At 64.7% G+C, this 20,811-nt stretch carries 16 protein-coding genes and 1 pseudogene; 5 read left to right on the top strand and 12 right to left on the bottom strand.

Going from position 1 to position 20,811, the window contains the following annotated elements; genetic code table 11:
- Nucleotides 1-580, top strand: a 580-nt coding sequence (locus ABQJ54_RS11405; RefSeq protein WP_367854405.1) for an RHS repeat-associated core domain-containing protein, incomplete at its 5' end; no start/stop codon positions are given.
- Between the two features lie 11 nt (nucleotides 581-591).
- A complete protein-coding gene (locus ABQJ54_RS11400) occupies nucleotides 592-942 on the top strand; it encodes a hypothetical protein (RefSeq protein ID WP_367854404.1) in 351 nt (116 codons plus the stop codon).
- Between the two features lie 111 nt (nucleotides 943-1,053).
- On the opposite strand, the gene ABQJ54_RS11395 is transcribed toward ABQJ54_RS11400, so the two are convergent.
- The 6 genes and pseudogenes from ABQJ54_RS11395 to ABQJ54_RS11370 form a co-directional block, all read right to left on the bottom strand.
- A complete protein-coding gene (locus tag ABQJ54_RS11395; RefSeq protein WP_367854403.1) occupies nucleotides 1,054-1,305 on the bottom strand; it encodes a hypothetical protein in 252 nt (83 codons plus the stop codon).
- Nucleotides 1,306-1,595: 290 nt separating this feature from the next.
- The gene (locus tag ABQJ54_RS11390) at nucleotides 1,596-2,177 is read right to left on the bottom strand and encodes a DUF6037 family protein (RefSeq protein WP_367854402.1); all 582 of its coding nucleotides are present in this window, start codon (nucleotides 2,175-2,177) and stop codon (nucleotides 1,596-1,598) included.
- Between the two features lie 32 nt (nucleotides 2,178-2,209).
- Nucleotides 2,210-3,025: pseudogene (locus ABQJ54_RS11385) on the bottom strand (macro domain-containing protein); the annotation flags it as partial.
- Nucleotides 2,989-3,183 carry a macro domain-containing protein gene (locus ABQJ54_RS11380; RefSeq protein WP_367854401.1) on the bottom strand — a complete coding sequence of 65 codons (195 nt, stop codon included), beginning with the start codon at nucleotides 3,181-3,183 and terminating at the stop codon, nucleotides 2,989-2,991. The pseudogene ABQJ54_RS11385 and the gene ABQJ54_RS11380, both read right to left, overlap by 37 nt.
- A 57-nt stretch (nucleotides 3,184-3,240) precedes the next feature.
- Nucleotides 3,241-4,215, bottom strand: a complete 975-nt coding sequence (locus tag ABQJ54_RS11375) for an alpha/beta hydrolase (RefSeq protein ID WP_367854400.1) — start codon at nucleotides 4,213-4,215, stop codon at nucleotides 3,241-3,243.
- Nucleotides 4,216-4,252: 37 nt separating this feature from the next.
- Nucleotides 4,253-5,917: an alpha-glucosidase gene (locus ABQJ54_RS11370; protein WP_367854399.1), complete on the bottom strand. Its 1,665-nt coding sequence runs from the start codon at nucleotides 5,915-5,917 to the stop codon at nucleotides 4,253-4,255.
- Between the two features lie 557 nt (nucleotides 5,918-6,474).
- On the opposite strand from ABQJ54_RS11370, the gene ABQJ54_RS11365 reads away from it, so the two are divergent.
- Nucleotides 6,475-9,396, top strand: a complete 2,922-nt coding sequence (locus ABQJ54_RS11365; protein WP_367854398.1) for a TonB-dependent receptor — start codon at nucleotides 6,475-6,477, stop codon at nucleotides 9,394-9,396.
- Between the two features lie 41 nt (nucleotides 9,397-9,437).
- Nucleotides 9,438-10,949, top strand: a complete 1,512-nt coding sequence (locus ABQJ54_RS11360) for a GH39 family glycosyl hydrolase (RefSeq protein ID WP_367854397.1) — start codon at nucleotides 9,438-9,440, stop codon at nucleotides 10,947-10,949.
- Between the two features lie 18 nt (nucleotides 10,950-10,967).
- Here the strand turns inward: ABQJ54_RS11360 and ABQJ54_RS11355 are convergent, their stop codons facing one another.
- The 5 genes from ABQJ54_RS11355 to ABQJ54_RS11335 all read right to left on the bottom strand — a co-directional run bounded on the left by ABQJ54_RS11355 (nucleotide 10,968) and on the right by ABQJ54_RS11335 (nucleotide 17,893).
- On the bottom strand, nucleotides 10,968-11,996 hold the full coding sequence (locus tag ABQJ54_RS11355) for a LacI family DNA-binding transcriptional regulator (RefSeq protein WP_367854396.1): 1,029 nt from the start codon (nucleotides 11,994-11,996) through the stop codon (nucleotides 10,968-10,970).
- 158 nt (nucleotides 11,997-12,154) lie between these two features.
- Nucleotides 12,155-12,679, bottom strand: coding sequence for a single-stranded DNA-binding protein (ssb, locus tag ABQJ54_RS11350; protein ID WP_367854395.1), 525 nt, complete (start codon nucleotides 12,677-12,679; stop codon nucleotides 12,155-12,157).
- Between the two features lie 246 nt (nucleotides 12,680-12,925).
- A complete protein-coding gene (locus tag ABQJ54_RS11345) occupies nucleotides 12,926-13,897 on the bottom strand; it encodes a thioredoxin family protein (protein ID WP_367854394.1) in 972 nt (323 codons plus the stop codon).
- A 352-nt stretch (nucleotides 13,898-14,249) separates the two neighbouring features.
- Nucleotides 14,250-17,474, bottom strand: coding sequence for a TonB-dependent receptor (locus tag ABQJ54_RS11340; protein WP_367854393.1), 3,225 nt, complete (start codon nucleotides 17,472-17,474; stop codon nucleotides 14,250-14,252).
- 167 nt (nucleotides 17,475-17,641) lie between these two features.
- Nucleotides 17,642-17,893, bottom strand: a complete 252-nt coding sequence (locus ABQJ54_RS11335) for a transposase (protein ID WP_367854392.1) — start codon at nucleotides 17,891-17,893, stop codon at nucleotides 17,642-17,644.
- A gap of 435 nt (nucleotides 17,894-18,328) precedes the next feature.
- Between ABQJ54_RS11335 and pdxR the strand changes: the two genes are divergently transcribed.
- Nucleotides 18,329-19,804: a MocR-like pyridoxine biosynthesis transcription factor PdxR gene (pdxR, locus tag ABQJ54_RS11330; protein ID WP_367854391.1), complete on the top strand. Its 1,476-nt coding sequence runs from the start codon at nucleotides 18,329-18,331 to the stop codon at nucleotides 19,802-19,804.
- Nucleotides 19,805-20,052: 248 nt separating this feature from the next.
- Here pdxR and ABQJ54_RS11325 read toward each other — a convergent pair whose 3' ends face one another.
- A complete protein-coding gene (locus tag ABQJ54_RS11325) occupies nucleotides 20,053-20,742 on the bottom strand; it encodes a response regulator (RefSeq protein WP_367854390.1) in 690 nt (229 codons plus the stop codon).
- Between the last annotated feature and the right edge of the window lie 69 nt (nucleotides 20,743-20,811).

Below are 20,811 nucleotides of genomic sequence, written 5' to 3'. Positions count from 1 at the left end.
CAGCGGCACCACGGTCTGGCAGTGGGCGTACGCGGGCAACCCGTGGGGGGAGCTGGACCCGACTTCAACGACCGGCTATACCTACAACCTGCGCTTCCCCGGACAGTACTACGATGTGGAAACGGGGTTGATGTACAACGGGGCGCGGTACTTCGACTCGGCTCGTGGTGGCTTCGATCAGCCCGATCCTTCCGGCTTTAACGGCGGCATTGATCTGTACGTCTACGGCTTGAACAACCCGCTGATGTATGTCGACCCGTCGGGGCTTTCGCCTCCGGGCGTACCTCCGCCGATGGGGCCGTTCTTGCCGCCGCCGTGGGCGGAGTTGGAGTTGCCGCGTACTCCGGAAGGATTTCCAGAGCCTCTGACACCTGCGGCATGTGTAGCGGCGTATAGCCGTGAAAAAGACGCGACTGCTGAATTCGAAATCGATCAGTTGAACGAATGCGCAACCGACATCCCCAACCCGGATGATCCCAACGGACCAGTGATGTGTAGAGTTAATGTTGGGGCGATGTGGTCGGCTGCGGATTACGTCGCTGGGCGGCACCTAAAACAATGTGTGGCATCGTGCAAATAGTGGATTTAATCATGAAAAAAGCGCAGATTTTTTATGTTATTTTGCTAATTGTTGCTCTTTCTGGCGCAGCCTTTTTTGCTGGTCTGCATTGGAAGGAGCATGAGGTTAAGGTGCAGCCGACTAGCGCACTGGGTGCGCAGCTTGCGTGTGAGGCTAGTAGCTTGGAAAACAACATAGCAGTTGCTTCGCTTTTGGACAAAAATAATAGCGATGACGCAAAGGACGTGTTGATGATTGGTATTAAATCGAGTGTCACCAAGCTAAAAGCTTTCGAGCCATATTCAGGCAAAGGCGACCGAGCTATGGTCACGGATGCACTGCAAGATGGAGAGACGTACCTCTCTACGAAACGTTCTCCCTGATTCGAACCAGCCGGAAGTTGCGTCATGAATCGGAACGCCCGCCCTGTGCGGGCGTTCTTCTTTGCTCTGCGCAGCGCTGTTCAGGCCCTGAACACCGACCGATCGGGGCAGCTATCGGGCGTCGCGCCAGAGGCGGCCGGCGGTGAGCGCATCCCCGCGTGAAGCGAAGGTCTCGCTGGGCCCGCTTGTGATGTTGCCCTCGCGCGTCCACAGCTCCCATCGGCCATCGTGTCGCCAGCTCGGCACGGCGGCATAGCCCTGGGTTTCCAGTACCGGCTCGACGGCCTCGACCTCGGGTCGAAGCGTGAGCTGTCCGCACATCACCAGTGGTGTGCCGCAGCGGCCTTCGCGATGGTTCTGCATGGCGTGCTTCCTCTCTCGATCAGGGTCACCCGCGCATCGTAGCCGGGTGCGGCGGGATGCCGTGCCTATGCCGGTGACATGCCGGGCGATGCCGGCACGCTATCGGGGACATGCGGCTCGGGGCGCGGCGCAAATGCGGTTCCCAGCGGCGGCGATACCGTGCGCGAAGTGCGGGCAAGACAGGTGATGTAGGCCTACATTTGAAAATGTTGGCCAACATCACTTCCCTTATTCGCGCCGGGGCGCTCAACGGTGTCTTGTCCTGCGGAGCGGGCCGGCTACCGCCGGCCTTACTCGGGCGGCACGAAGAACGCGACGGCATCCTCTCGCTTGTGCGTCCAACGGGTGCTCTGGTTGCGGCGTAGCGAGAAATCGTGGGCACGCTGACCCTGTAAGCGGCGTGTCTTGGCCAGGTTCTCCGGTGACACGCGATTGCCTTGCTTGTTGTTGTCCAGCCAGCCGCAGAAATAGCGCTTGTCGGCGTGCTCGATGTGGGGGTAATAACGCACCACGTCGTCGGCCGAAGGCGTGTGCGCGGGTGTGGTGTGATCAGGGATATGCCGGTTGAACTCGGCGAAGAACTCGGCGGGGTTGAGGCGGTGATCGTTGCCAGCCTGTTGAAACAGCGCTCTGCGCAACGCGAAGAACGCTTCGGGTGGTTCGATGAAGGTTCTGATCGCGAAACCCTGGTGCACTTCCACGAAGATGGTGAAGCCTTCGCCCAGGCATCCCAGCACCAGCTCGAACGGTTCGAGATCGGCAAAGAACAGGCACTCGAAGGTGAGATGGTTGTGCTGGTAGCGAAACTTGGCACGTCCCATGTTCTGCGCACGCATGCTGCGGTACAGCGGTTGCAATCCAGTCAGGCGCATAGCGAGAGCTGCGGTGAGGTACGGAGATGTCTTTATAACCTAAAGAAAAAGCCCGCTCTCCGGCGGAGCGGGCCGGCTGCCGCCGGCTGAAAGCAAAGGCGCACGCGCCAAGACGAAGCCCCAGCGCGAGTAATGGTGATGCCGCGTTTAGCGGCTAAACGATCAGGACGCCAGAGTGCCGCTGCCGACATGGCGTTGGCTTCGCTCTTGAGGTAGGTCTGGACGAAGGTTTTACGTTCGTCGTCAAACCAAATCACATCCAGCGGGCCGGCATCGCCGATGCGCTTGTCGCAGTGCAGGTAGCTACCATCCAGCCCTTCCAGTAGATGCCGTAGGCGCTCGGCGTAGGGGCTGTACTCGTGCGGCGTGAAGCGTAGATCCAGCGGTGTCGGACCCGCGCTCTCGATGTTCCGCTCAAGGAACCACGCCAGCTTCTGGATCCCCGGCAAACTGCACTCCATGCCCAGCACCCAGTAACAGCTCACCAGCTCGGCAATCAGGGCTCGCGCCGGAGTCAGCTTCTCCACACCGGCGCGCTTGGCGATGTTCTGGTATCCCCTGGTCGGCTCGAACACGAGAATTTCGGTATCAAGACCCGCCAACGCCTCCTCGATCTGTAGGCGAACCGCGGCCCAGTCCAATCCGCCGTTGCCCGCGCCCAGCGGCGGGATGGCAATGGATTTGACCTTGTTCTCGATTAGGAAGCGGCGCAGATCCTGCAGCCCTTCGGTGATCCATTCGATCTTAGAAGCGCCTCGCCAGTGCTGTTTGGTCGGAAAGTTGACGATCCAGCGTGGGCCATCCAGTTCGTTCACTTCGGTGACGAACATCCTGCCGACGCGCACTTCCTTGACCTTGCAGGCGGTGGCGTAGCGACGGAGGTTTTCGGCAACCGCTCCTTGAACATCAGCACGATGCCCTTGCCCATCACACCCACGGTATTGACGCTGTTGACCAGCGCCTCGGCTCGGGTCTCAAGCAGGTTGCCTTGGGTGGACGTGATCATCAGAAATATCCAGGCATCCCGTACGGCACAGCCAAAGAACGACGCTTTTTCTCGCCCTTATTTAGATGCCGGCGCCAGCAGGAACGTCAACGGGATCGCCAGCCGCGCCGCCCAGGATTTCTCGCTGTGCTCGGCGCCTTCGAACACCCGGCTCTCGAAGTGGCTGCCGCGCCAGCCCTTCGCCTGCAGCAACCGGTCGACGCGTGCCTGGATCGGGCCGTAGTACGCGTCGAGCGTCCTGGTGCCGTGGTCGAAGTAGATCCTGTGCCGGTCCGGTGCGGGGAAATGGCGCTGGATGTAATCCACGAAGGCGTCCGGCGCAGGGTCGTCGGTCTTCGCATCCAGCGAAAGGTACGGCCCGGGCCAGTGCGTGGACAGGCACGCGGCGCCACCGAACGTGCCGGGGTATTCGGCCAGCGCGTACCAGGCCATCAGGCCGCCCATGCTGGAACCCATCACGAAGGTCGCTTCCGGTTTGGCGTCCACGGCGAAGCGCTGGTCGATCGCCGGCTTGAGTTCCTGTGTCACGAACTTCAGGAAGGCGTCGGAATACGGCGCCACCGGCAGTATCTGGAAACCGCCCAGCTGCTGCGCGAACAGCGTCCGCCGCTGCGCGGGCGTCAGCGATTCCCACGGCTGCTGCGGGAAGTATTCGCTCATCCGCAGCGACTGCGCGTTGGCGATGCCAACGATGATGAACGGGCGCGTCTTGCCCGCGGCGATCAGCTGCGCCGCGGTGGCCGCCGCGTGCCAGCTCTGCATCTTGCCGGCCTCGCGTTCGCCGAACAGGTTCTGGCCATCGAGCATGTACAGCACGGCATACGGCGCCTGCTTCGGATAGTCCGGCGGCAGCCACACGTCGACGTCGTGTGGCGCCACGTATTGCGAGGGGAAGCGGTCGAGCCGCACGATCTTCCCGGCGGGGACGCCCGGCGGCGGGGCATCCGCGGCCGGCGTGACGAAGCTCGGCGCCACCACGCCGAGCAGCAGCACGGCAAGGAGGATGCTGAAAGGTCGCGTTGCAACTTGCATGGTTTTCCCCTCGTCCAGACTTTGACCTGCGTTCGGCTCAGGTGCCGGCGGCCTCCACGGCCTCGCCAGCGTGATGTATCGGCAGCGGCGCGTCGATTTCGGCGAACAGCGCGCCGTAGCCGGGCAGCACGATCCGCCCGTTCTCGATGCGTCCGCCCGGGAGTCCGTGATCGCCACAGACGCGAGCCTCTCCGGCCGGCCATGGCAGTGTCGCGGCATCGCCGCCCAGGTTGAACACGGCCAGGATCGTCTCCTCGCGGCAGCTGCGCATGACGGCCAGCAACGGCTCCGGCGTGTCGAGGAAGCGGATGTCTCCCCACTTCAACGCCGGCCGTTGCCTGCGCCACTGCAGGAAACGGCGAAAGCGGTGCAGCGGCGACACCGGATCGGCTTCCTGCGCGGCGACATTCAGACGACGATGGCGATCGTCCAGCGGCAGCCAGGGCGCGCCCGTGGTGAAACCGCCCTGCCCCTCGTCACGCCACGGCATCGGCGTGCGACAGCCGTCGCGGCCCTTCGAATCGGGCCAGAAGGCGATGCCATAGGGATCGCGCAAGGCCTCGTAGGGCAGCTCGGCCTCGGGCAGCGCCAGTTCCTCGCCCTGGTAGACGCACACCGAGCCGCGCAGGCTGCAGGCCAGCGCGCTGAACAGGCTGGCAGCGTGGTCGGGCGCGTCCGGCGCGGCCCAGCGCGAGCGCACCCGCATGCAGTCGTGGTTGGAGATCGCCCAGCATGGCCAGCCGTGCGGCATCCGGCGCTCCAGTATCTCCACCGTGCCGCGGATGTGGCTGGCGGAGTGCTCATCGCCCAGCAGCTCGAAGCTGTAGCTCGTGTGCAGGCGCCCGTCGCCGGTGTACTCGGCCATGGTGGCCAGCGAGTCCTCGGACGAGACCTCGCCCAGCGCGACGCGATCCGGATACTCGTCCAGCAGCCCGCGCAGGCGGGCCAGGAAGGCCAGGTTCTCCGGCCGGGTGTTGTTGAAAAGGTGGCACTGGTACGCGTAGGGACTGTCCGGCGAGAAGCCGCGCCCGACCCGCTGGTCACCGGGCTTGGCCGGGTTGTCGCGCAGCAGGCGGTCATGGAAACAGAAATTGATCGAGTCGAGGCGGAAGCCGTCCACGCCGCGATCCAGCCAGAAGCGCAGATGCTCCAGTGCGGCTGCGGGCACGTCGGGATGATGGAAGTTGAGGTCGGGCTGCGCGGCCAGGAAGTTGTGCAGGTAGTACTGCTTGCGGCGCGGCTCCCATTGCCAGGCGGAACCGCCGAAGATCGACAGCCAGTTGTTGGGCGGCGTGCCGTCTTCCTTCGCGTCGGCCCATACGTACCAGTCGGCTTTCGGGTTGTCGCGGCTGCGGCGGCTTTCCTCGAACCAGGAGTGCTCGCTGGAGGTATGGCTGGGCACCTGGTCGATCATCACCTTGAGGCCCAGCGCGTGCGCCTTGTGCAGCAGGCGGTCGAAATCGGCCAGCGTGCCGAACACCGGATCGACGTCGCGGAAATCGGCGATGTCGTAGCCGTAGTCGGCCATCGGCGACTTGAAGAAAGGCGAGATCCAGATCGCATCCACGCCGAGGCTGGCGACATAGTCCAGCCTTTCGGTGATGCCCGGCAGGTCGCCGATGCCGTCGCCGTTGCTGTCCTGGAAGCTGCGTGGATAGATCTGGTAGATGACTGCGCCGCGCCACCAGGGGGCGTCGTTCATGCGGTGTCTCCGGTCCGGGGGGCACGCGTGGCGACGCATGCGCGACTCAAGGCAATGTCGGGAGCGGCAAGCCTACGCGACCCGCGGGCGCATGCGCAGGCGTCGCAAACGTATTCATCGCGGGAACCGGTCCCGCGCAACCGGGTGCGCATCGCGCAGGCAAACCGGAACGGCGCATCCCCGCGGCGTACGCGATGCTGCATGACACCACGAATCCGCATCCGGCCTTCCCAGATCATTGATCGCCATGCGCCGACGCGTTTATTGCCGCGCAAGATCGAAGAGGCCGTGACGCAAGCACCGGATACCGCCCGGTTTTGAACTGCGCCTTCCGCATCGCCCTCGCGGTGGCGCGCCGGCATTGCCGCCGCCGGTTTTTCACAATCGTATTCATTCGTCGCATACGTATGCGGAAGTTGTCTGCCGCGAAAACGCCGCTCTAGCATCCTTCCGATCTGGCCTGCGGGGCATGTCTTTCGTGTGGAACGGGAGGCATCGGCCAATCAAACAGACATCCATTTGAAATGCGCCATGGCGAAACGGGAGGGCGTGCTGTCATGAGTTTCAAGCGCAATATGCTTGTATTGGCGATGGTATCGGCGGGCATGGGTCTGTGCTGCGAGGCATACGCATCGAACCCCGCACAGGACACCGAGGCCAACGGCGCCAGCGTGCAGGGCAATGCCCAGAACGGCAGCCCGACCGCCGGAAAAGACGCCGGCGACAAAAGCGGCCAGACCAGCGGAAAGAAACCCGGCAAGGAAGAAAAGCTCGCCAAGACCCTGAGCACGGTCACCGTGACGGGGTTCAGCCGCAGCATGGAGACCTCGATCGATATCCAGCGCTTTTCGGACAAGATCGAGAATGTCGTCACCGCCGCCGACATCGGCGGCCTGCCGGACCAGTCGATCGCCGACTCGCTGACCCAGCTGCCCGGCGTGGCGGCGCAACGCATCGGCGGCGAAGCGTCGCAGATCAACCTGCGCGGCCTGACCGGCAACTTCGTCCAGACCACGCTGGACGGCCGCGTGCAGCCTTCGACCAGCGGCAGCAACTACATCCAGTTCGATGACTACCCTTCCGAGCTGATCAACCAGGTGGCCGTGTACAAGTCCTCGCAGGCCGACCTCATCGAGGGCGGCGTGGGCGGCACGATCGCGATGCAGACGGCCAATCCGCTGGACAGCAGCAAGCAGCAGACCTTCAACCTGGATGCCCGCGGCAGCTACGACCCGCGAGCGAACGACGTCTATGGCGACAACCCGCGGGCATTCCGCGTGAGCGCCGCCTGGCAGGGCAAGTTCCTGGACAACACGCTCGGCGTCGGCCTGGGCTTCGCCGACCTGTCCCAGCCGCATGTCGCCGAGCAGTACGTCAACGAATCCTACTCGACGACGCCGGTGCTGCTCGACGGCAAGTCCACCTACGTCAACACCGGCATGCAGATCAACCAGGACGGCGGCGCGGAGCGGCGCCACGGCTACATGGCCACCGTGGTGTGGCAGCCGGACGATCATTTCAAGCTGACCGGCAGCGGTTTCTTCTCGCGCTACGACGATGAGTCGGTCCAGTACGGCATGCGCGCGCAACTGTTCACCAATGGCGGCGCCGTCATCACCGATCCGGTGATCGCGCCGAACGGCGCGCTGATCGGCGGCACGGCAAGCAGCATCCCGGGCGGCTATTTCGGCATCCCCGGCCTGCAGGCGTTTTCCGTCGCGACCACGGCGAACAACCAGTCCACCTCCGCCAACGTGTTTTCCGGCGGCCTGAACGCCGAGTGGAAAGACGGCCCGTGGACCGTGACGGCGGACCTTTCGACCTCGCATGCGCAAAGCTACTCGCTGGGTTCGGACGTGACCGCCGACCCTTACAACGGCCTGGGTTCCGGTCTGCCGCTGATCGCCGACCAGTCCGTCACGTACGCGCTGCACGGGCTCAACGTGGGCGAGTTCTCGGTGGCCAACCCGGGCATGTACACCAACCTTGGCCAGATGGCGCTGTCGAGCTACGACGTCTACCCGACCAGCTACCACGACCAGCGGGAGGCGTTCCGCACCACGGTGCGCTACGAGCTGCTCAACAATCCGGTGTTCTACGCCCTCGAAGGCGGCATCTACCTCAACAACCAGACCTACACCGCCGATCGCTCGGTGTGGCTGTACGGATCCGCCTGGGGCCAGTACTGGCTGTCGACGCCCAACCAGCCGCCGCTGACCCTGAACAGCTCGGATGCGGTCAAGACCTGCTGGAAGGGCAGCGGGTTCGCCGGATTCCCATGCTTCCTGGCGCTGGACACGGCAGCGATCCTGGCCGCCAACGGCATCGTGCCCAACCCGCAGAAGGACTGGTCGCAGAACTGGACCGAGACCCAGAGCGGCGCGGTCAACGTGAAGATCCGCGACGCCTTCCTGCAGGCCGACATCGACACCACCGTGTTCGACCGCGAACTGACCGGCAACGTGGGCCTGCGCGTGGTGCACACCTCGCAGTACAGCCCGGGCCTGCAGCAAGTCGGCAACGGCACCGGCGAGCCGATCGCCGACGGGCTCGGCGTGATCAGCACCGACTACATCCGCGTCGACCCGGGACAGAGCTACACCAACTACCTGCCGTCGCTGAACCTCAACCTGCACCTCGACGACCACAACCAGCTCCGCTTCGCGGTGGCGAAGGTGATGTCGCGCCCGCCGATCGACCTGCTCAAGTCCGGCGTCGCCTCCTACATCCTCAACGGCACCTACAACCTGTCGAGCGGCACCAATCCCCTGCTCGACCCGATGTACGCGACCCAGTACGACCTTGTGTTCGAGCACTACTTCCCCGATTCCAGCGGCGTGTTCGCGGCGGACGCGTTCTACAAGCACATCAATTCGTTCGTGCAGACGATCACCGACCCGAACTACGATTTCGCCGCCCACGGCTACACCGTGCCGATCGACCCGCAGACCGGCCAGCCCTATATCGACGGCGAGTTCCAGACCGCCTACAACAACACCAAGGGCGGCTACGTGCGTGGCCTCGAACTGCAATTCATGAAGACGCATTTCCTGCCCGGCATCTGGTCCGGCCTGGGCGTGAGCCTGAACTACGCCTACACGCAGAGCGGCACCAAGGTGGAATCCGACCTCGGCGGCTTCCCCCAGCAGCAGGGGCTGCCCGGGCTGTCCAGGGACGTGGCCAGCGCCGCGCTGTTCTACGACAACGGCAAGTTCTCCACCCGGCTGGCCGCGAGCTACCGCTCGCCGTTCGTTTCCGCCGCGCAGGTGTCGTTCACCTTCCAGACCGTGTATTTCGCCGCCGAGAAGGTGGTCGACTACCAGGCGGCCTACAACTTCAACAAACACCTGAGCGCCCTGTTCCAGGTCCTCAACCTCACCGACCAGCCGACGCGCACCTACTTCGGCAATCCGGCCGAGACCAGCACGCTGCAGTACTTCGGGCGCACCCTGTACGCGGGATTCAGCCTCAAGTTCTGAACGCGCGCGGCGCATCCGGCAGATTCGACCAGGGAAGCAAGATGACCGGCAAAGCCAACTACCGTTTCGCCAGCCGCGTCCTCGCCGGCCTGCTGGCATGGCCGCTGGCTGCCGGCGCCATGCCGCCCTCCGCGCCGGACACCACGCCCATCGTCAAGGTCACGGTCGACGCGCAGGCCCGGGGCACGGACTTCCCGCATTTCTGGGAACAGATGTTCGGCTCCGGCCACGCCGTGCTCGCCCTGCGCGACGACTACCGGCGTGACCTGACGATGGTGAAGCAGGCCACCGGTTTCACCTACGTGCGTGCCCACGGCATCCTCGACGGCGAAGTCGGGGTGTTCGAGCTCGACAAACAGGGGCGGCCCGTCTACAACTTTTCCTACGTCGACCAGATCTACGACGGCCTGCTGGCGCGCGGCGTCAAGCCCTATGTCGAGCTGAGCTTCATGCCGCCCGACCTCGACAGCCACCCCGACGCCACCAAGGTGTTCTTCTACCAGCTGCATGCCTCGCCGCCGAAGAACTACGCGCTGTGGGACGGCCTGATCAAGGCGTTCGCGCAACACCTGGTGGATCGCTACGGCATCGACGAGGTGTCGAGCTGGTACTTCGAGGTCTGGAACGAGCCCGACATCGCGTTCTGGAACGGCAAGCCGGCGCAGGCCAGCTACTTCAAGCTCTACGACCACACCGCGCGGGCGCTGAAAGCGGTCAGCCCGCGGCTGCGCGTCGGCGGGCCGTCCACCTCCGCGGTCGCCTGGATCCCGGCCTTCCTGCAGCACGTGCACGCCCAGCACGTGCCGGTGGACTTCGTCAGCACCCACGCCTACGGCAACGTCTGCCCCGACGTGCAGAAGGTGCACCGGCAGATCGCGGACTCGCCCTACCCGAAGCTGCCGTTCATCCTCAGCGAATTCAACGCCTCGGCCTTCACCCGGCCCGACATCACCGACTCGGTCTACATGGGCCCGTACCTCGCGCGGGTCATCCACGACTGCGCCGGCTTCGTCGACAGCATGAGCTTCTGGACCTTCTCGGACGTGTTCGAGGAACAGGGCGTGGTGAAGACGCCGTTCTACGGCGGCTACGGCCTGATCGCCGAACGCGGGATCCCGAAGCCGGCGTTCAATGCCTTCGCCATGCTGCACAGGCTCGGCCATACCCGCCTGCCGGCCGGCGACGGCCCGGTGCTCGCCACGCGCCGCAAGGACGGCAGCATCGTGCTGGCACTGTGGAACTATGCGCCGCCGGTGAGCACCACGACCAGCTACGTGCGCGGCGCACCCGCAGGACCCGCGGAACGCTTCGAGGTGGACGTCGCCCACCTCGCCGGCGCCGCCCAGGCCACGCTGTGGCGGCTCGACACCGGGCATGGCGACGTCATCCCGGCATTCGACGCGATGGGACGCCCCGACTATCCCAGCCTGGAGCAGATCAAGGCGCTCCGGCAGGCTGCACGCATGGCGCCAGCCGAATACGTACCGGTGCACGACGGCAAGTTCAGCGTGACGATTCCACCGCAGGGGCTGGTGGTGGTGGAACTGCGCTAGGCCGCCGTCCGCGGCGGCTCAGGTGTTGGCAGGCTGCATCGCCACGCTGGAATGCCGCACCACCAGATGCGTGGGCAGGCGGGTACTCTGCACCGGCTTGCCTTCGATCAGGTTGATCAAGGCCTCCACCAGCAGCCGGCCGGCGCGACGTGTGTCCTGCGCCACCGTCGTCAGCGACGGGCTGACGTTGCCGGCCATGGCGATGTCGTCGAAGCCGGCCACGGCAATGTCGTCGGACACCTTCAGGCCGCGCTCCGCCAGGGCGTGCATGGCACCGATCGCGATCAGATCGCTGGCACCGAACACGGCGTCGAATTGCCGCCCCTGGTCGAGCAGCGCGAGCACGGCGTCATGGCCGGACTGCTCGGTCGTCACCGCATCGATGCGCAGCGCCGGGTCGATCGCGATGCCGGCCGTGCGCAAGGCCGCCTCGTAGCCGCGGTAGCGCTCCATGACTTCCGGCGAATGCTCGGGCGCGCCGAGAAAGGCCACGCGACGACGCCCCTGGGCCACGAGGTGCTCGGTCACCATGCGCCCGCCCAGCTGGTTGTCGCTGCCGATGGTGATGCCGGGCTGGTCCGGCAGCATGGAGCCCCAGCGCACGAACCGGGTACCCGACTCGACCAGGGCGTCGAGCTTGCTGCGATAGGCCAGGAAATCGCCGTAGCCGAGCAGGATCAGGCCATCCGCCTTGTGGCTGCCGGTGTACTCGGCATGCCAGTTGCGCGACATCTGCTGGAAAGAAACCAGCAGGTCGTAGCCGCGCTCGGAGCAGACGCGGGCGATCCAGCCCTGCATCGCCATGAAGAACGGATTGATGTTCGACTCGTCGGGTGTGGGATCCTCGAAGAACAGCAGGGCCAGCGTACGGGTCTGCTGCGTGCGCAGGTTGGAGGCGTTCTTGTCGACCGTGTAGTCGAGCCGACGGGCGATCTCCCGCACCCGGTCACGGGTCCGCTCGTTGACCATCGGGTCGCCCCGCAGCGCACGCGAAACCGTGGACTGCGAGACTCCCGCCAGTTGGGCGATATCCAGGGAAGTGGCCATGTGCATGTTCTCCGCACCGGCCATGTGCCGGCAGCCCCTTTGGGGAGTGTAGGGGCGCCGTGCAGCTCGCGCACCAGGTGCAGCCGCCAACACGAGAAAGCCCGCCGTGGCGGCGGGCTTTCTCAATCTTTTCTTCACCACTTATGGATAAGCGTGTCCTAGAACGGAATGTCGTCGTCCTCGAAGCCGCCGCCGCTAGCGGGCGCCGACGGCGCCGGTGCGCCGCCGCCACGCGACTGGTTGCCGTAACCGCCGCCGTAGTTGCCGCCGCCGCCCTGCTGGCGCTGACCACCTTGCGGGCGCTCGCGCTGGAAGCCGCCGCCACTCGCGCCGCCTTCGCCACCGCCGGGACCACCGAGCATCTGCATGTCGCTGGCCACGATGTCGGTGGAGTACTTCTCCACGCCACTCTTGTCGGTGTACTTCTCGGTACGCAGCGAGCCTTCGATGTAGACCTGCCGGCCCTTCTTCAGGTATTCGCCGGCGATCTCGGCCAACTTGCCGAACATCTTCACGCGGTGCCATTCGGTGCGCTCCTGGCGCTCGCCGCTCTGCTTGTCGGTCCAGCTCTCGGAAGTGGCCACGCTCAACGTGGCGATTGCGGTACCGCTGCCGGTGTAGCGCACTTCCGGATCGTTGCCGAGGTTGCCGACCAGAATGACCTTGTTGATGCCGCGTGCCATGGATTCGCTTCCTGGTTGAGCCGGCCGCACTTGAGGTTGGATTGCGGCCGGGGTTGAAGTGTCGGCCATCATACCTTGCCGGGACCCGAAAGCATCCGCAGCGGCCGGCGGACGCTGTAGTCCCGGGCAGATGCGGAACGCCAGCCGGCGTCGTGCCGCGGCGCATCCAGGGTCGACTCGATGGCCAGATCACCCATTCCATGCCATGGGTGCGGATCAGTTGCCGCCGTGTCCGCGGCGCCCCGTTCAGCCGAAGGTGAAGCTGTAGACCTGCAGACCCTTCTGCGGGACATGCAGCACCAGCACGTGTTCACCGTCGGCTGCGCCGTCGTACAGGGTGTAGAGCTGGCTGCCATGCACGGTGACGGCAGGCTGCGGCTTGCCATCGACCATCACCTGCAGCGTGACCGGCTGCACGGCACTGGCCACCACGTAGACCTTCGCCGCCTTGAAGCGCAACCTGATCTCGCCCTGTCTACCTGCCAGCTGGGCATATTCATCCGTGATTTGCCATACGCCATTCAAGGCGTAGTTATTGGCGGCAGGCTGAACCGGCGCACTGAAGTGATGCACGCCGTTGCTTCCGCCACTGGCTTCGGAACTGTCCAGCCCCGACTGGGTCGCGCTGCCCAAATGCAGCTCCGGAGTGTCGTCGGCAGCGGCAACCTGGCCTGTTCCGCCGGTACCGGCAGGCAGCGGACCAAGCCCCAGCAGCGCACGCACGGCGTTCTCCATGGCGTCATAAGCACCTTCGCCGTAATGATGTCCAAGCAGCCGGCCGTTCTGGTCGATCAGGTACTCGGCCGGCCAGAACTGGTTGTGCCAGGCGTTCCAGGTGTCGCCATGACTGTCCATCGCCACTGGATAAGTGATGCCCAGCCGCTGTACCGCGGCCTGCACATTCGCCGGATTCGCCTCGAAGTCGAACTCCGGCGTATGCACGCCGACCACCACCAGGCCTTTGTCCTTGTAGGCCTGGTACAGATGCTCGACATGCGGCAAGGCCCGAATGCAGTTGATACAGGAATAGGCCCAGAAATCGACCAGCACTACCTTGCCGTGCAGGCTGGCCATGCTCAGTGGCGGCGAATTGAGCCAGCCGGCGATCCCGGCGAACTCCGGCACCGGCGCTCCTGGAGACAGGGCCGCAGCGCCACCGATGGCTTCCGTGCAGAACGACATCAGCACACAGACAAGCAGACGCCTGAAGAGCCTCATGACCGCCTCCTCCGACTCGCCGTCGCCGGCCACACCAGCGATTGCCGACAAAGCCCTGCGCCGAGAATACCGCGTTCGCTGCGGCTGGTGCCGTCCGACCCTCCTCACTTCCCGGCTGGCCTCGCACCCCACCAGACCAGGCGCGGAGTATCCGATACGGCGAGCGCGGTGCGGGCGCGCGAACCCGGCCGCACCGCCACGACATGCCGTACGCCGCGTTTCGGCTGGCTGCAGCCAACGGCGGGTGCGACGAAACGAAAAGGCCACCGGACAACCGGTGGCCTTTTCGTTTGCCTGATCTCCTTCCCCGCACCATCGACTCGCGATGGCCCGGGGAGGAGAGTCGCGTTGCTTACCAGTCGTACTTCACACTGAATTCCGCGTAACGGGGATCCTCGACGCCCCACGGTTCCTTGTACGTGGGATCCGCGCCACCCGCGACATTCGTCGCGCCGTAGAAGTCGCTGTAGGCGGTGACGTTCTGCTCGTTGAACACGTTGTGGAGCTGCAACTGAAGGGTCAGGTGCTTGCCGGCCCATGCCGGGACGTAGTTCACCGACAGGTTGAGCTGGTGCGTCCATGGTGTGTGGCCCATCTCTCCCGGAGGTGCCGCATGGCCGCCGCACCAGTGGTAGGCCTCGCCATAGCCGATCGGATTGGTCTGCCCCGGGCCGAAATAGCCCAGGCAAGTGATCGGCGCGCCCGACTGGATGATGTAGGTGCCGCTGACCAGCCATTCCGGCGTGATGGCGTAGGTGCCGTAGGCCTTGAACGTGTGGCGATGCGAATTGGGCAGTTCGCCGTTGGCGTACTGCATCAGCTCGGGGTAATCCCACGCCTCGGTGAGGCCGCCCGAGTTGTAGCCGCCCGCCGCGCCCGACGACGAGCTGACCTGGTGGGTGGACGACTCGGTCGGACCTTCCGTGGTGCCGTAGCTCTTGGAGAACACGTAGTCGATCTTGGCCATCCACTTGCCGTCCCACGGACGCTCCAGCGACTCCTCCAGGCTGTAGTACTTGCGGAAGGCGGCGGGGAAGCCGACGACCGCCCCGGCGGCGCTCTGGGCCGTATGCGGATTCCAGACGAAGGTGCCGTAGCTGCCGTCGGTCTTCTGGTAGCGCATCACGTTGCTGCGCCCCGGATTGACCAGGTAGTCGTCGGTCCAGGTGGACGGGTCGGCATCCGGCGGCAGGAAGCTATAGCCGCTGGCGCATGCAGTGGGCTGCGTGGTGACGGCGTAGCCGGTGCCTGCCGTGCTGCAGAAAGCGCTCGTGTCGTCGATGACATTATTCATCTTCGAGTAGGTGGCCTGGCTGGTCCACACCAGCGACTGGCCAAAGGCATGCAGCGCCTTCTGGAAGCCCAGCACGTATTCGTCCTGGTACATCGGCTTCAGGTCGGCCGAGGAGGCGGTACGCGGATCCTTGGGCTGGCCATACTCGCCATCGGCGGAATACGGCGTGGCCGTGGTGGGTATCTGCGCGATGGTTTGCGGGATGCCTTCCGCATTGATCGAACCGTAGGTGTAGTACTCGTAGCTGTAGTTGTTGGCGCCCGCCATGCGCGTACCCATGCCCGACGGGATGGCGAGGTAGTAGCGGCCCGCATTGCCGTACAGCTTGGCGCTGCTGTCGCCGAAGATGTCCCAGCTGAAGCCGAGGCGCGGCGCCCACTGCGGCTTGGTCTGGCGGATGTAGGGGACCATGGCACCGTTGTAGTTGGTGAACTGGTCGTTGCGCAGGCCGAGGTTCAGCAGCAGGTTCGGCGTGACCTGCCAGTTGTCCTCGATGTACTGCGCCTTCTGCTGCACCACGAACGAGGAGGTGCCGCCGTAGAACACCTTGGCGGCGTAGTAGCCGCTGGCGCCACCTGCGAAGTTCCGCGGGTTGTAGATGCACTGACCGAGGTTGTTGCACTCCTGGTACTGCGCGCTGATCGGCGCAACCGGGTTATAGAAATTCCAATAGTACCCCGGCCCCGGGGTGATCGTGCCGTCGTCGATATCCTCGCTGCGCTGGTTGTCGATGCCGAAGCGCAGATCGTGGTCGCCCAGCTTCCAGTCCAGGTCCAGGCGGAAGTTGTTCGTCGTCGACTTGTGTCCCGGCGAACCCGCGCTGATGGCATAGATGTTGTTGTTGACGTTGGTGTACCCCGGAACGTTGGGGTTCACGTTCGCGATGGAGGCAAGGCCCGGCATGTCCGGATCGAAGCCCGCATAAGGCTCGAACTGGTCGAAGTACGTGCTCTTCATCTTGCCGGCCAGCACGCTCAGCGTGAGGTTGTCGGTGATGTACGAGGTGTACTTGAGGATGTTGACCTTGAACTTGTCCGAATTGATCGGATTGTTGACGGCGTTGAAGCCGCCGGTGCTGCGCGTGGCGTAATTCCAGTTGTACAGGTTGTCGAACTGGGTTTCGTTCTTGGTATTGACGTAGGTGTATTCGAGGGTGTTGTTGTCGTTGATGTTCCAGTCCAGCTTGCCGTAGAACTTGGGCAGCGTGGAACCCGTCGACCGGTAGAAGGCGTTCGTGCTGGGCAGGTTCAGCCCGGTCACACTGTCGTGGTGATCGTGTTCGGCTTCACCCGTGATGTAGAAGAACAGCTTGTCCTTGATCAGCGGACCGGACAGATAGGCGTCGTAGAGCGTGCTCCAGTCGCTGTTCTGCCGCTTGTACTGGTAGAGATTGCCCCATTCCTTGTTCGGCGTGGTGGAGAGCGCATTGCCGTAGTAGGTGTTGTCGTAGCTGTTTTCCGCCCAGCCCGGCTGCATCGTGACGTAGACGCCGGCATGGAAGTCGTTGCCGCCGCGCTGGCCCACCTGGCTGATCACGCCGCCGGTGGAGCGGCCGTATTCGGCGCCGTAGCCGGAAGTGATGGTCTGCTGCTCGGCGATGGCGAAATACGGCAGGGCGATGCCGCCGGTGTTGCCCACCGGGTCGGTGGTGTTGAAGCCGTTGATGTAGTACGAGTTCTCCATCACCGAGTTGCCGCCGAAGGAAAGCAGCGGGGTGCCGGCCGGGCCGGTGCCCAGCACGGCATTGCCGCCGGAGACACCGGGCGCCAGCATGGCGATGGCCTCGGCATCGCGCGCCACCGGCAGCACCTTCAGGTCCTGCGAAGTGATCACCGAGGTCTGGCGGGTCGAGGACACGTCGATCGCCGGCACCGAGTTCGCCGTTACCGTCACGCTGGAGAGGTTCTGCACGTTCTGGCCGGCTTCGGCGGCGGTGAACGGCACCTGGGCGCCGCCACTCACGCTCACCTGCACATGGTCGTGCGAAGCGACCACGTTGCCGCCCTGCATCAGTGACACGGTGTAATTGCCCACCGGCAGCTGGTTGGCGCCGAAGCGGCCCGTGCTGTCCACCGCCACTTCGCGAGTCAGGCCAGTCTGGTTGTTGACGATGCGGACCGTCTCGCCCGTCGATACGGGCGCGGTGCCGAAGATCGAACCGGTGGTGGCCTGCGCCAGCGCCTGGCCGGTCATGCCGGCACCGGCGGCAATGGCCAAAGCCAGTGCCGTGCGACGCAGGCGCGCACCATGCAACGATGAATTACGGAATTTCGCGATATTCATTAAACGACTCCCCAGCATATGCCGTGAACAAAGGCCTTGGCCTCTCGGGCCGACGGTCCAAAAAGGTTTATTCCCCGTGATTCGAAACACCTGTACAAGCAGCAACAAACAGCCCCTGCATCCGGGCAATTACGCGCCTCGGCACTCGCATGCCGAATACGCATGAATCAACTCGTTTTCTCCAGAAGCCGGACAGCGATACTGGCCAGCGTGTCGCGCTCCATCGCGAGCTTTTTCACGTGGGCGCGCAGCTGATCGATGTCATTGAGACGGGCCTTTCCGCAGCGGAACCGGCGTACCCAGACCCGAACGACTTCACTGCGCAGACCCAGCTTCAGAGCTGCCTCACTCGTGGTGAGCCGATGCTTGACTACCAACCGGATGGCTTCGTCCTTCAGCTCTTCCGGATAGAACCTCATGCGCATCTTCCAGTCCCCGTTATCTCGTCAAGTGCAACTTGCATGGCGCGGAACCTGGCCAGCCAATACGCCCGACTCGCCCCGCCCGCATCCGGCGGCGATCCAATACGGCAAATCAGGCACTCCTTTGAACCGGCCATCCGGTCACACTAAATAAACATTTGAGGCCCTTACAGAACCAATCGACAAAAAAACGACATGACCAATGCCGCCAGGCCGCGCAGGCCCGCCTGCATCTCGCGCAAAGCCAGACCATGCCCTGTGGCACATGACGCGGCATCCAAATGATGGAAACGAAACGGAATTGAGCCGCCTCTTTCCCGGGAAGACTGTCGCCATTTCAATTTTCTGCCCGTCAAACGTCCTGATTAAGTGGAGCAGCGTCGTACGCATGACCAATTCCAGGGAAATATCCATAACCAATCAGGAGGCGACATGTTTCTCGAGCTCGATGGACACGGCCCGCATTACAGCCAGCTCACCCGCGCCATGAAGTCGGCCATTCTCAGCGGCCGTCTGGCCGCCGGTGCCCGCCTGCCCCCGACCCGCGTGCTGGCCGAGGAATTGAAGCTTTCCCGCATCACGGTGTTGACCGCCTACGAGCAGCTGCGGGCCGAGGGCTACATCGTCGGCCGCGTGGGTTCCGGCAGCTACGTGAGCACTTCGCGTGCCGAACCCATGCCGCAACAGCAGGCGCCAACCCGCTCCACCGCGCCACTCACGCGTTATGCGAAACGTGCGCGGCAACTGACCGACTGGTCGATCTCGACGCAACATCGCGATCGGCGCCTGGACATGCAGTACGGGCGCCCGCAGGTCAATCCCACGTTGGGCGCCATCTGGGGACGTGAACTCGCCTGGGCCGCCACGCGCACCCGGCTTGAATACGCCAGCAACCAGGGACTGCCGGTACTGCGCGAACAGATCTGCGACTACCTGGCCCGGCGCCGCGGAATCCGGACCTCGCCGGATCGGGTGCTGGTCGTCAGTGGCTCCCAGCAGGCCATCACCCTGACAGCGCGCGTGCTGCTGGACGAAGGCGACGAGGTGGCCATCGAGGAGCCGCATTATTTCGGCGCCTGGCAGCAATTCGGTGCCCATGGCGCATCGCTGCAGGCCATTCCCACGGACCATGAAGGCCTGGTCTGCAGCGCCCTGCCGGCGCAGGCCCCACGGCTGGTGATGGTCACTCCGTCCCACCAGTTCCCTGCGGGCCCGGCGCTTTCCCTGTCGCGCCGGCAGGAGCTGTTGCGTTATGCGCGGACCAGGGGCTGCTGGGTCATGGAAGACGATTACGATGGCGAACTGCGTTACGACGCACCGCCATTGCCGGCCCTGCACTCACTCGACGGCGACGACCGGGTGATCTATGTCGGCACCTTCTCCAAGGTGATGTTCGGTGCGCTGCGCCTCGGCTACATGGTGTTGCCGGAGGCACTGTGCGACGACTTCATCAACGCCAAGTACCTGTGTGATCGCGGCAACCCGGCGATCGAGCAGGCGGCACTCGCGCACTTCATGGAGGATGGCGGCTTCGAGCGCCATCTGCGCTACATGACCCGGGAGTTGAACGCGCGGCGACGGGAGCTGATCGCCGGCTTGCAGCAATATGCCGGCGAGCGCGTGCAGATCACGGACGCGCACGCCGGCATGCATGTCACCGCCTGGCTGCCCGACTACAGCCACGAGCAAGTCGATGCGTTGATCGCCGATGCCCATGAGCGCGGACTGGGCCTGTATTGCATCGCACCGCACTACCGGACACCGCCGGCCGTGCCCGGCCTCATCCTCGGCTACTGCGGCCTGTCCAAGGCGCAGTTGCACGAAGCGATGCAGCTGTTCGGTGAATGCCTGGACGCGACCGATGCCGCGGCGCGCGAGCGGGTGCCGCTGCGGCACCAGAGTGCATGAGTCGCTTCTCGAAGCCTGTTCAAAGCCCCCACGCAACTTGCGTTGCCTTGTCGGGCCGAGTCGCGCGCTGCCGCATGGCGACCATGCAACGCAAGCACCGATTCCGCGGTGTAGGAGCGCACCCTGTGCGCGAATGCTTTTGGCTTCGATCCGGCGCCAGAGCATTCGCGCACAGGGTGCGCTCCTACCCGGCACGAGCCTCGCGGAGACTTTGAACAGGCTCTCATGCCCGCCTTGCGGCGCGATCATCAGCCAAGGAAGCGGTAGCCGACCCCCGGCTCGGTCTTCAGCCAGTGCGGCTGGGCCGGGTCGTCGCCCAGCTTCTGGCGCAGCTTGCCGATCACGATGCGCAGGTACTGGCTGTCGCCCACGTGGCTGGGTCCCCATACCTCGCGCAGCAGCTGCGGCTGGGTGACCACGCGGCCGGCGTGGCGCAGCAACAATGCCAGCACGGCGTACTCCTTGCGGGTCAGTGCGAGTTCGGCGCCGTCCAGCCGCACTTCGCGGCGCAGCAGGTCCACGCTGAGCCGGCCGTCGTCCCAGCGCGGCGGCGCCTCGGGCTCGCCGACCGGACGCTGGCGCAACAGCGCGCGCAGCCGCGCCATCAGTTCCTGGATACCGAAGGGCTTGGTCACGTAATCGTTGGCGCCGGCGTCCAGCGCGCGCACCTTCTCGGTCTCGGCATCGCGCACCGACAGCATCAGCACCGGCGCCCGGCTCCACTGGCGCAGCTCGGCCAGCACCTCGTGGCCGTCGCGGTCGGGCAGCCCGAGGTCGAGGATCACCAGGTCCGGGCTACCGGTGGCGGCCTGCGCCAGGCCCTCGGCAGCGGTGGCGGCGAGCAGCACCTGGTAGCCCTCGGCGCGCAGGCCGATGTCGAGGAAGCGGCGGATCTGCGCCTCGTCGTCGATCACCAGGATGCGGGGAGATGCGTTCATGCGGGACTGGCAGGGACTAGGAGCTTGGGTGGCAGAAACACTCGAGGCGAAAAGCCCGCCATGCGAGGG

Source organism: Rhodanobacter lycopersici (assembly GCF_040812335.1).
GTDB classification, from domain to species: Bacteria; Pseudomonadota; Gammaproteobacteria; order Xanthomonadales; family Rhodanobacteraceae; genus Rhodanobacter_A; species Rhodanobacter_A lycopersici.
Note: the sequence above shows the minus strand (reverse complement) of the source record. Positions and strands in the feature narration are given on the sequence as shown.

What these genes read in the sequence shown, in the direction of transcription:
- ABQJ54_RS11340 (WP_367854393.1), bottom strand. Translation starts at nt 17,474, where the DNA reads ATGAATATCGCGAAATTCCGTAATTCATCGTTGCATGGTGCGCGCCTG.
- ABQJ54_RS11355 (WP_367854396.1), bottom strand. Translation starts at nt 11,996, where the DNA reads ATGGCCACTTCCCTGGATATCGCCCAACTGGCGGGAGTCTCGCAGTCC.
- ABQJ54_RS11400 (WP_367854404.1), top strand. Translation starts at nt 592, where the DNA reads ATGAAAAAAGCGCAGATTTTTTATGTTATTTTGCTAATTGTTGCTCTT.
- ABQJ54_RS11345 (WP_367854394.1), bottom strand. Translation starts at nt 13,897, where the DNA reads ATGAGGCTCTTCAGGCGTCTGCTTGTCTGTGTGCTGATGTCGTTCTGC.
- ABQJ54_RS11325 (WP_367854390.1), bottom strand. Translation starts at nt 20,742, where the DNA reads ATGAACGCATCTCCCCGCATCCTGGTGATCGACGACGAGGCGCAGATC.
- ABQJ54_RS11360 (WP_367854397.1), top strand. Translation starts at nt 9,438, where the DNA reads ATGACCGGCAAAGCCAACTACCGTTTCGCCAGCCGCGTCCTCGCCGGC.
- pdxR (WP_367854391.1), top strand. Translation starts at nt 18,329, where the DNA reads ATGTTTCTCGAGCTCGATGGACACGGCCCGCATTACAGCCAGCTCACC.
- ABQJ54_RS11375 (WP_367854400.1), bottom strand. Translation starts at nt 4,215, where the DNA reads ATGCAAGTTGCAACGCGACCTTTCAGCATCCTCCTTGCCGTGCTGCTG.
- ABQJ54_RS11395 (WP_367854403.1), bottom strand. Translation starts at nt 1,305, where the DNA reads ATGCAGAACCATCGCGAAGGCCGCTGCGGCACACCACTGGTGATGTGC.
- ABQJ54_RS11390 (WP_367854402.1), bottom strand. Translation starts at nt 2,177, where the DNA reads ATGCGCCTGACTGGATTGCAACCGCTGTACCGCAGCATGCGTGCGCAG.
- ssb (WP_367854395.1), bottom strand. Translation starts at nt 12,679, where the DNA reads ATGGCACGCGGCATCAACAAGGTCATTCTGGTCGGCAACCTCGGCAAC.
- ABQJ54_RS11335 (WP_367854392.1), bottom strand. Translation starts at nt 17,893, where the DNA reads ATGAGGTTCTATCCGGAAGAGCTGAAGGACGAAGCCATCCGGTTGGTA.
- ABQJ54_RS11370 (WP_367854399.1), bottom strand. Translation starts at nt 5,917, where the DNA reads ATGAACGACGCCCCCTGGTGGCGCGGCGCAGTCATCTACCAGATCTAT.
- ABQJ54_RS11380 (WP_367854401.1), bottom strand. Translation starts at nt 3,183, where the DNA reads ATGATCACGTCCACCCAAGGCAACCTGCTTGAGACCCGAGCCGAGGCG.
- ABQJ54_RS11365 (WP_367854398.1), top strand. Translation starts at nt 6,475, where the DNA reads ATGAGTTTCAAGCGCAATATGCTTGTATTGGCGATGGTATCGGCGGGC.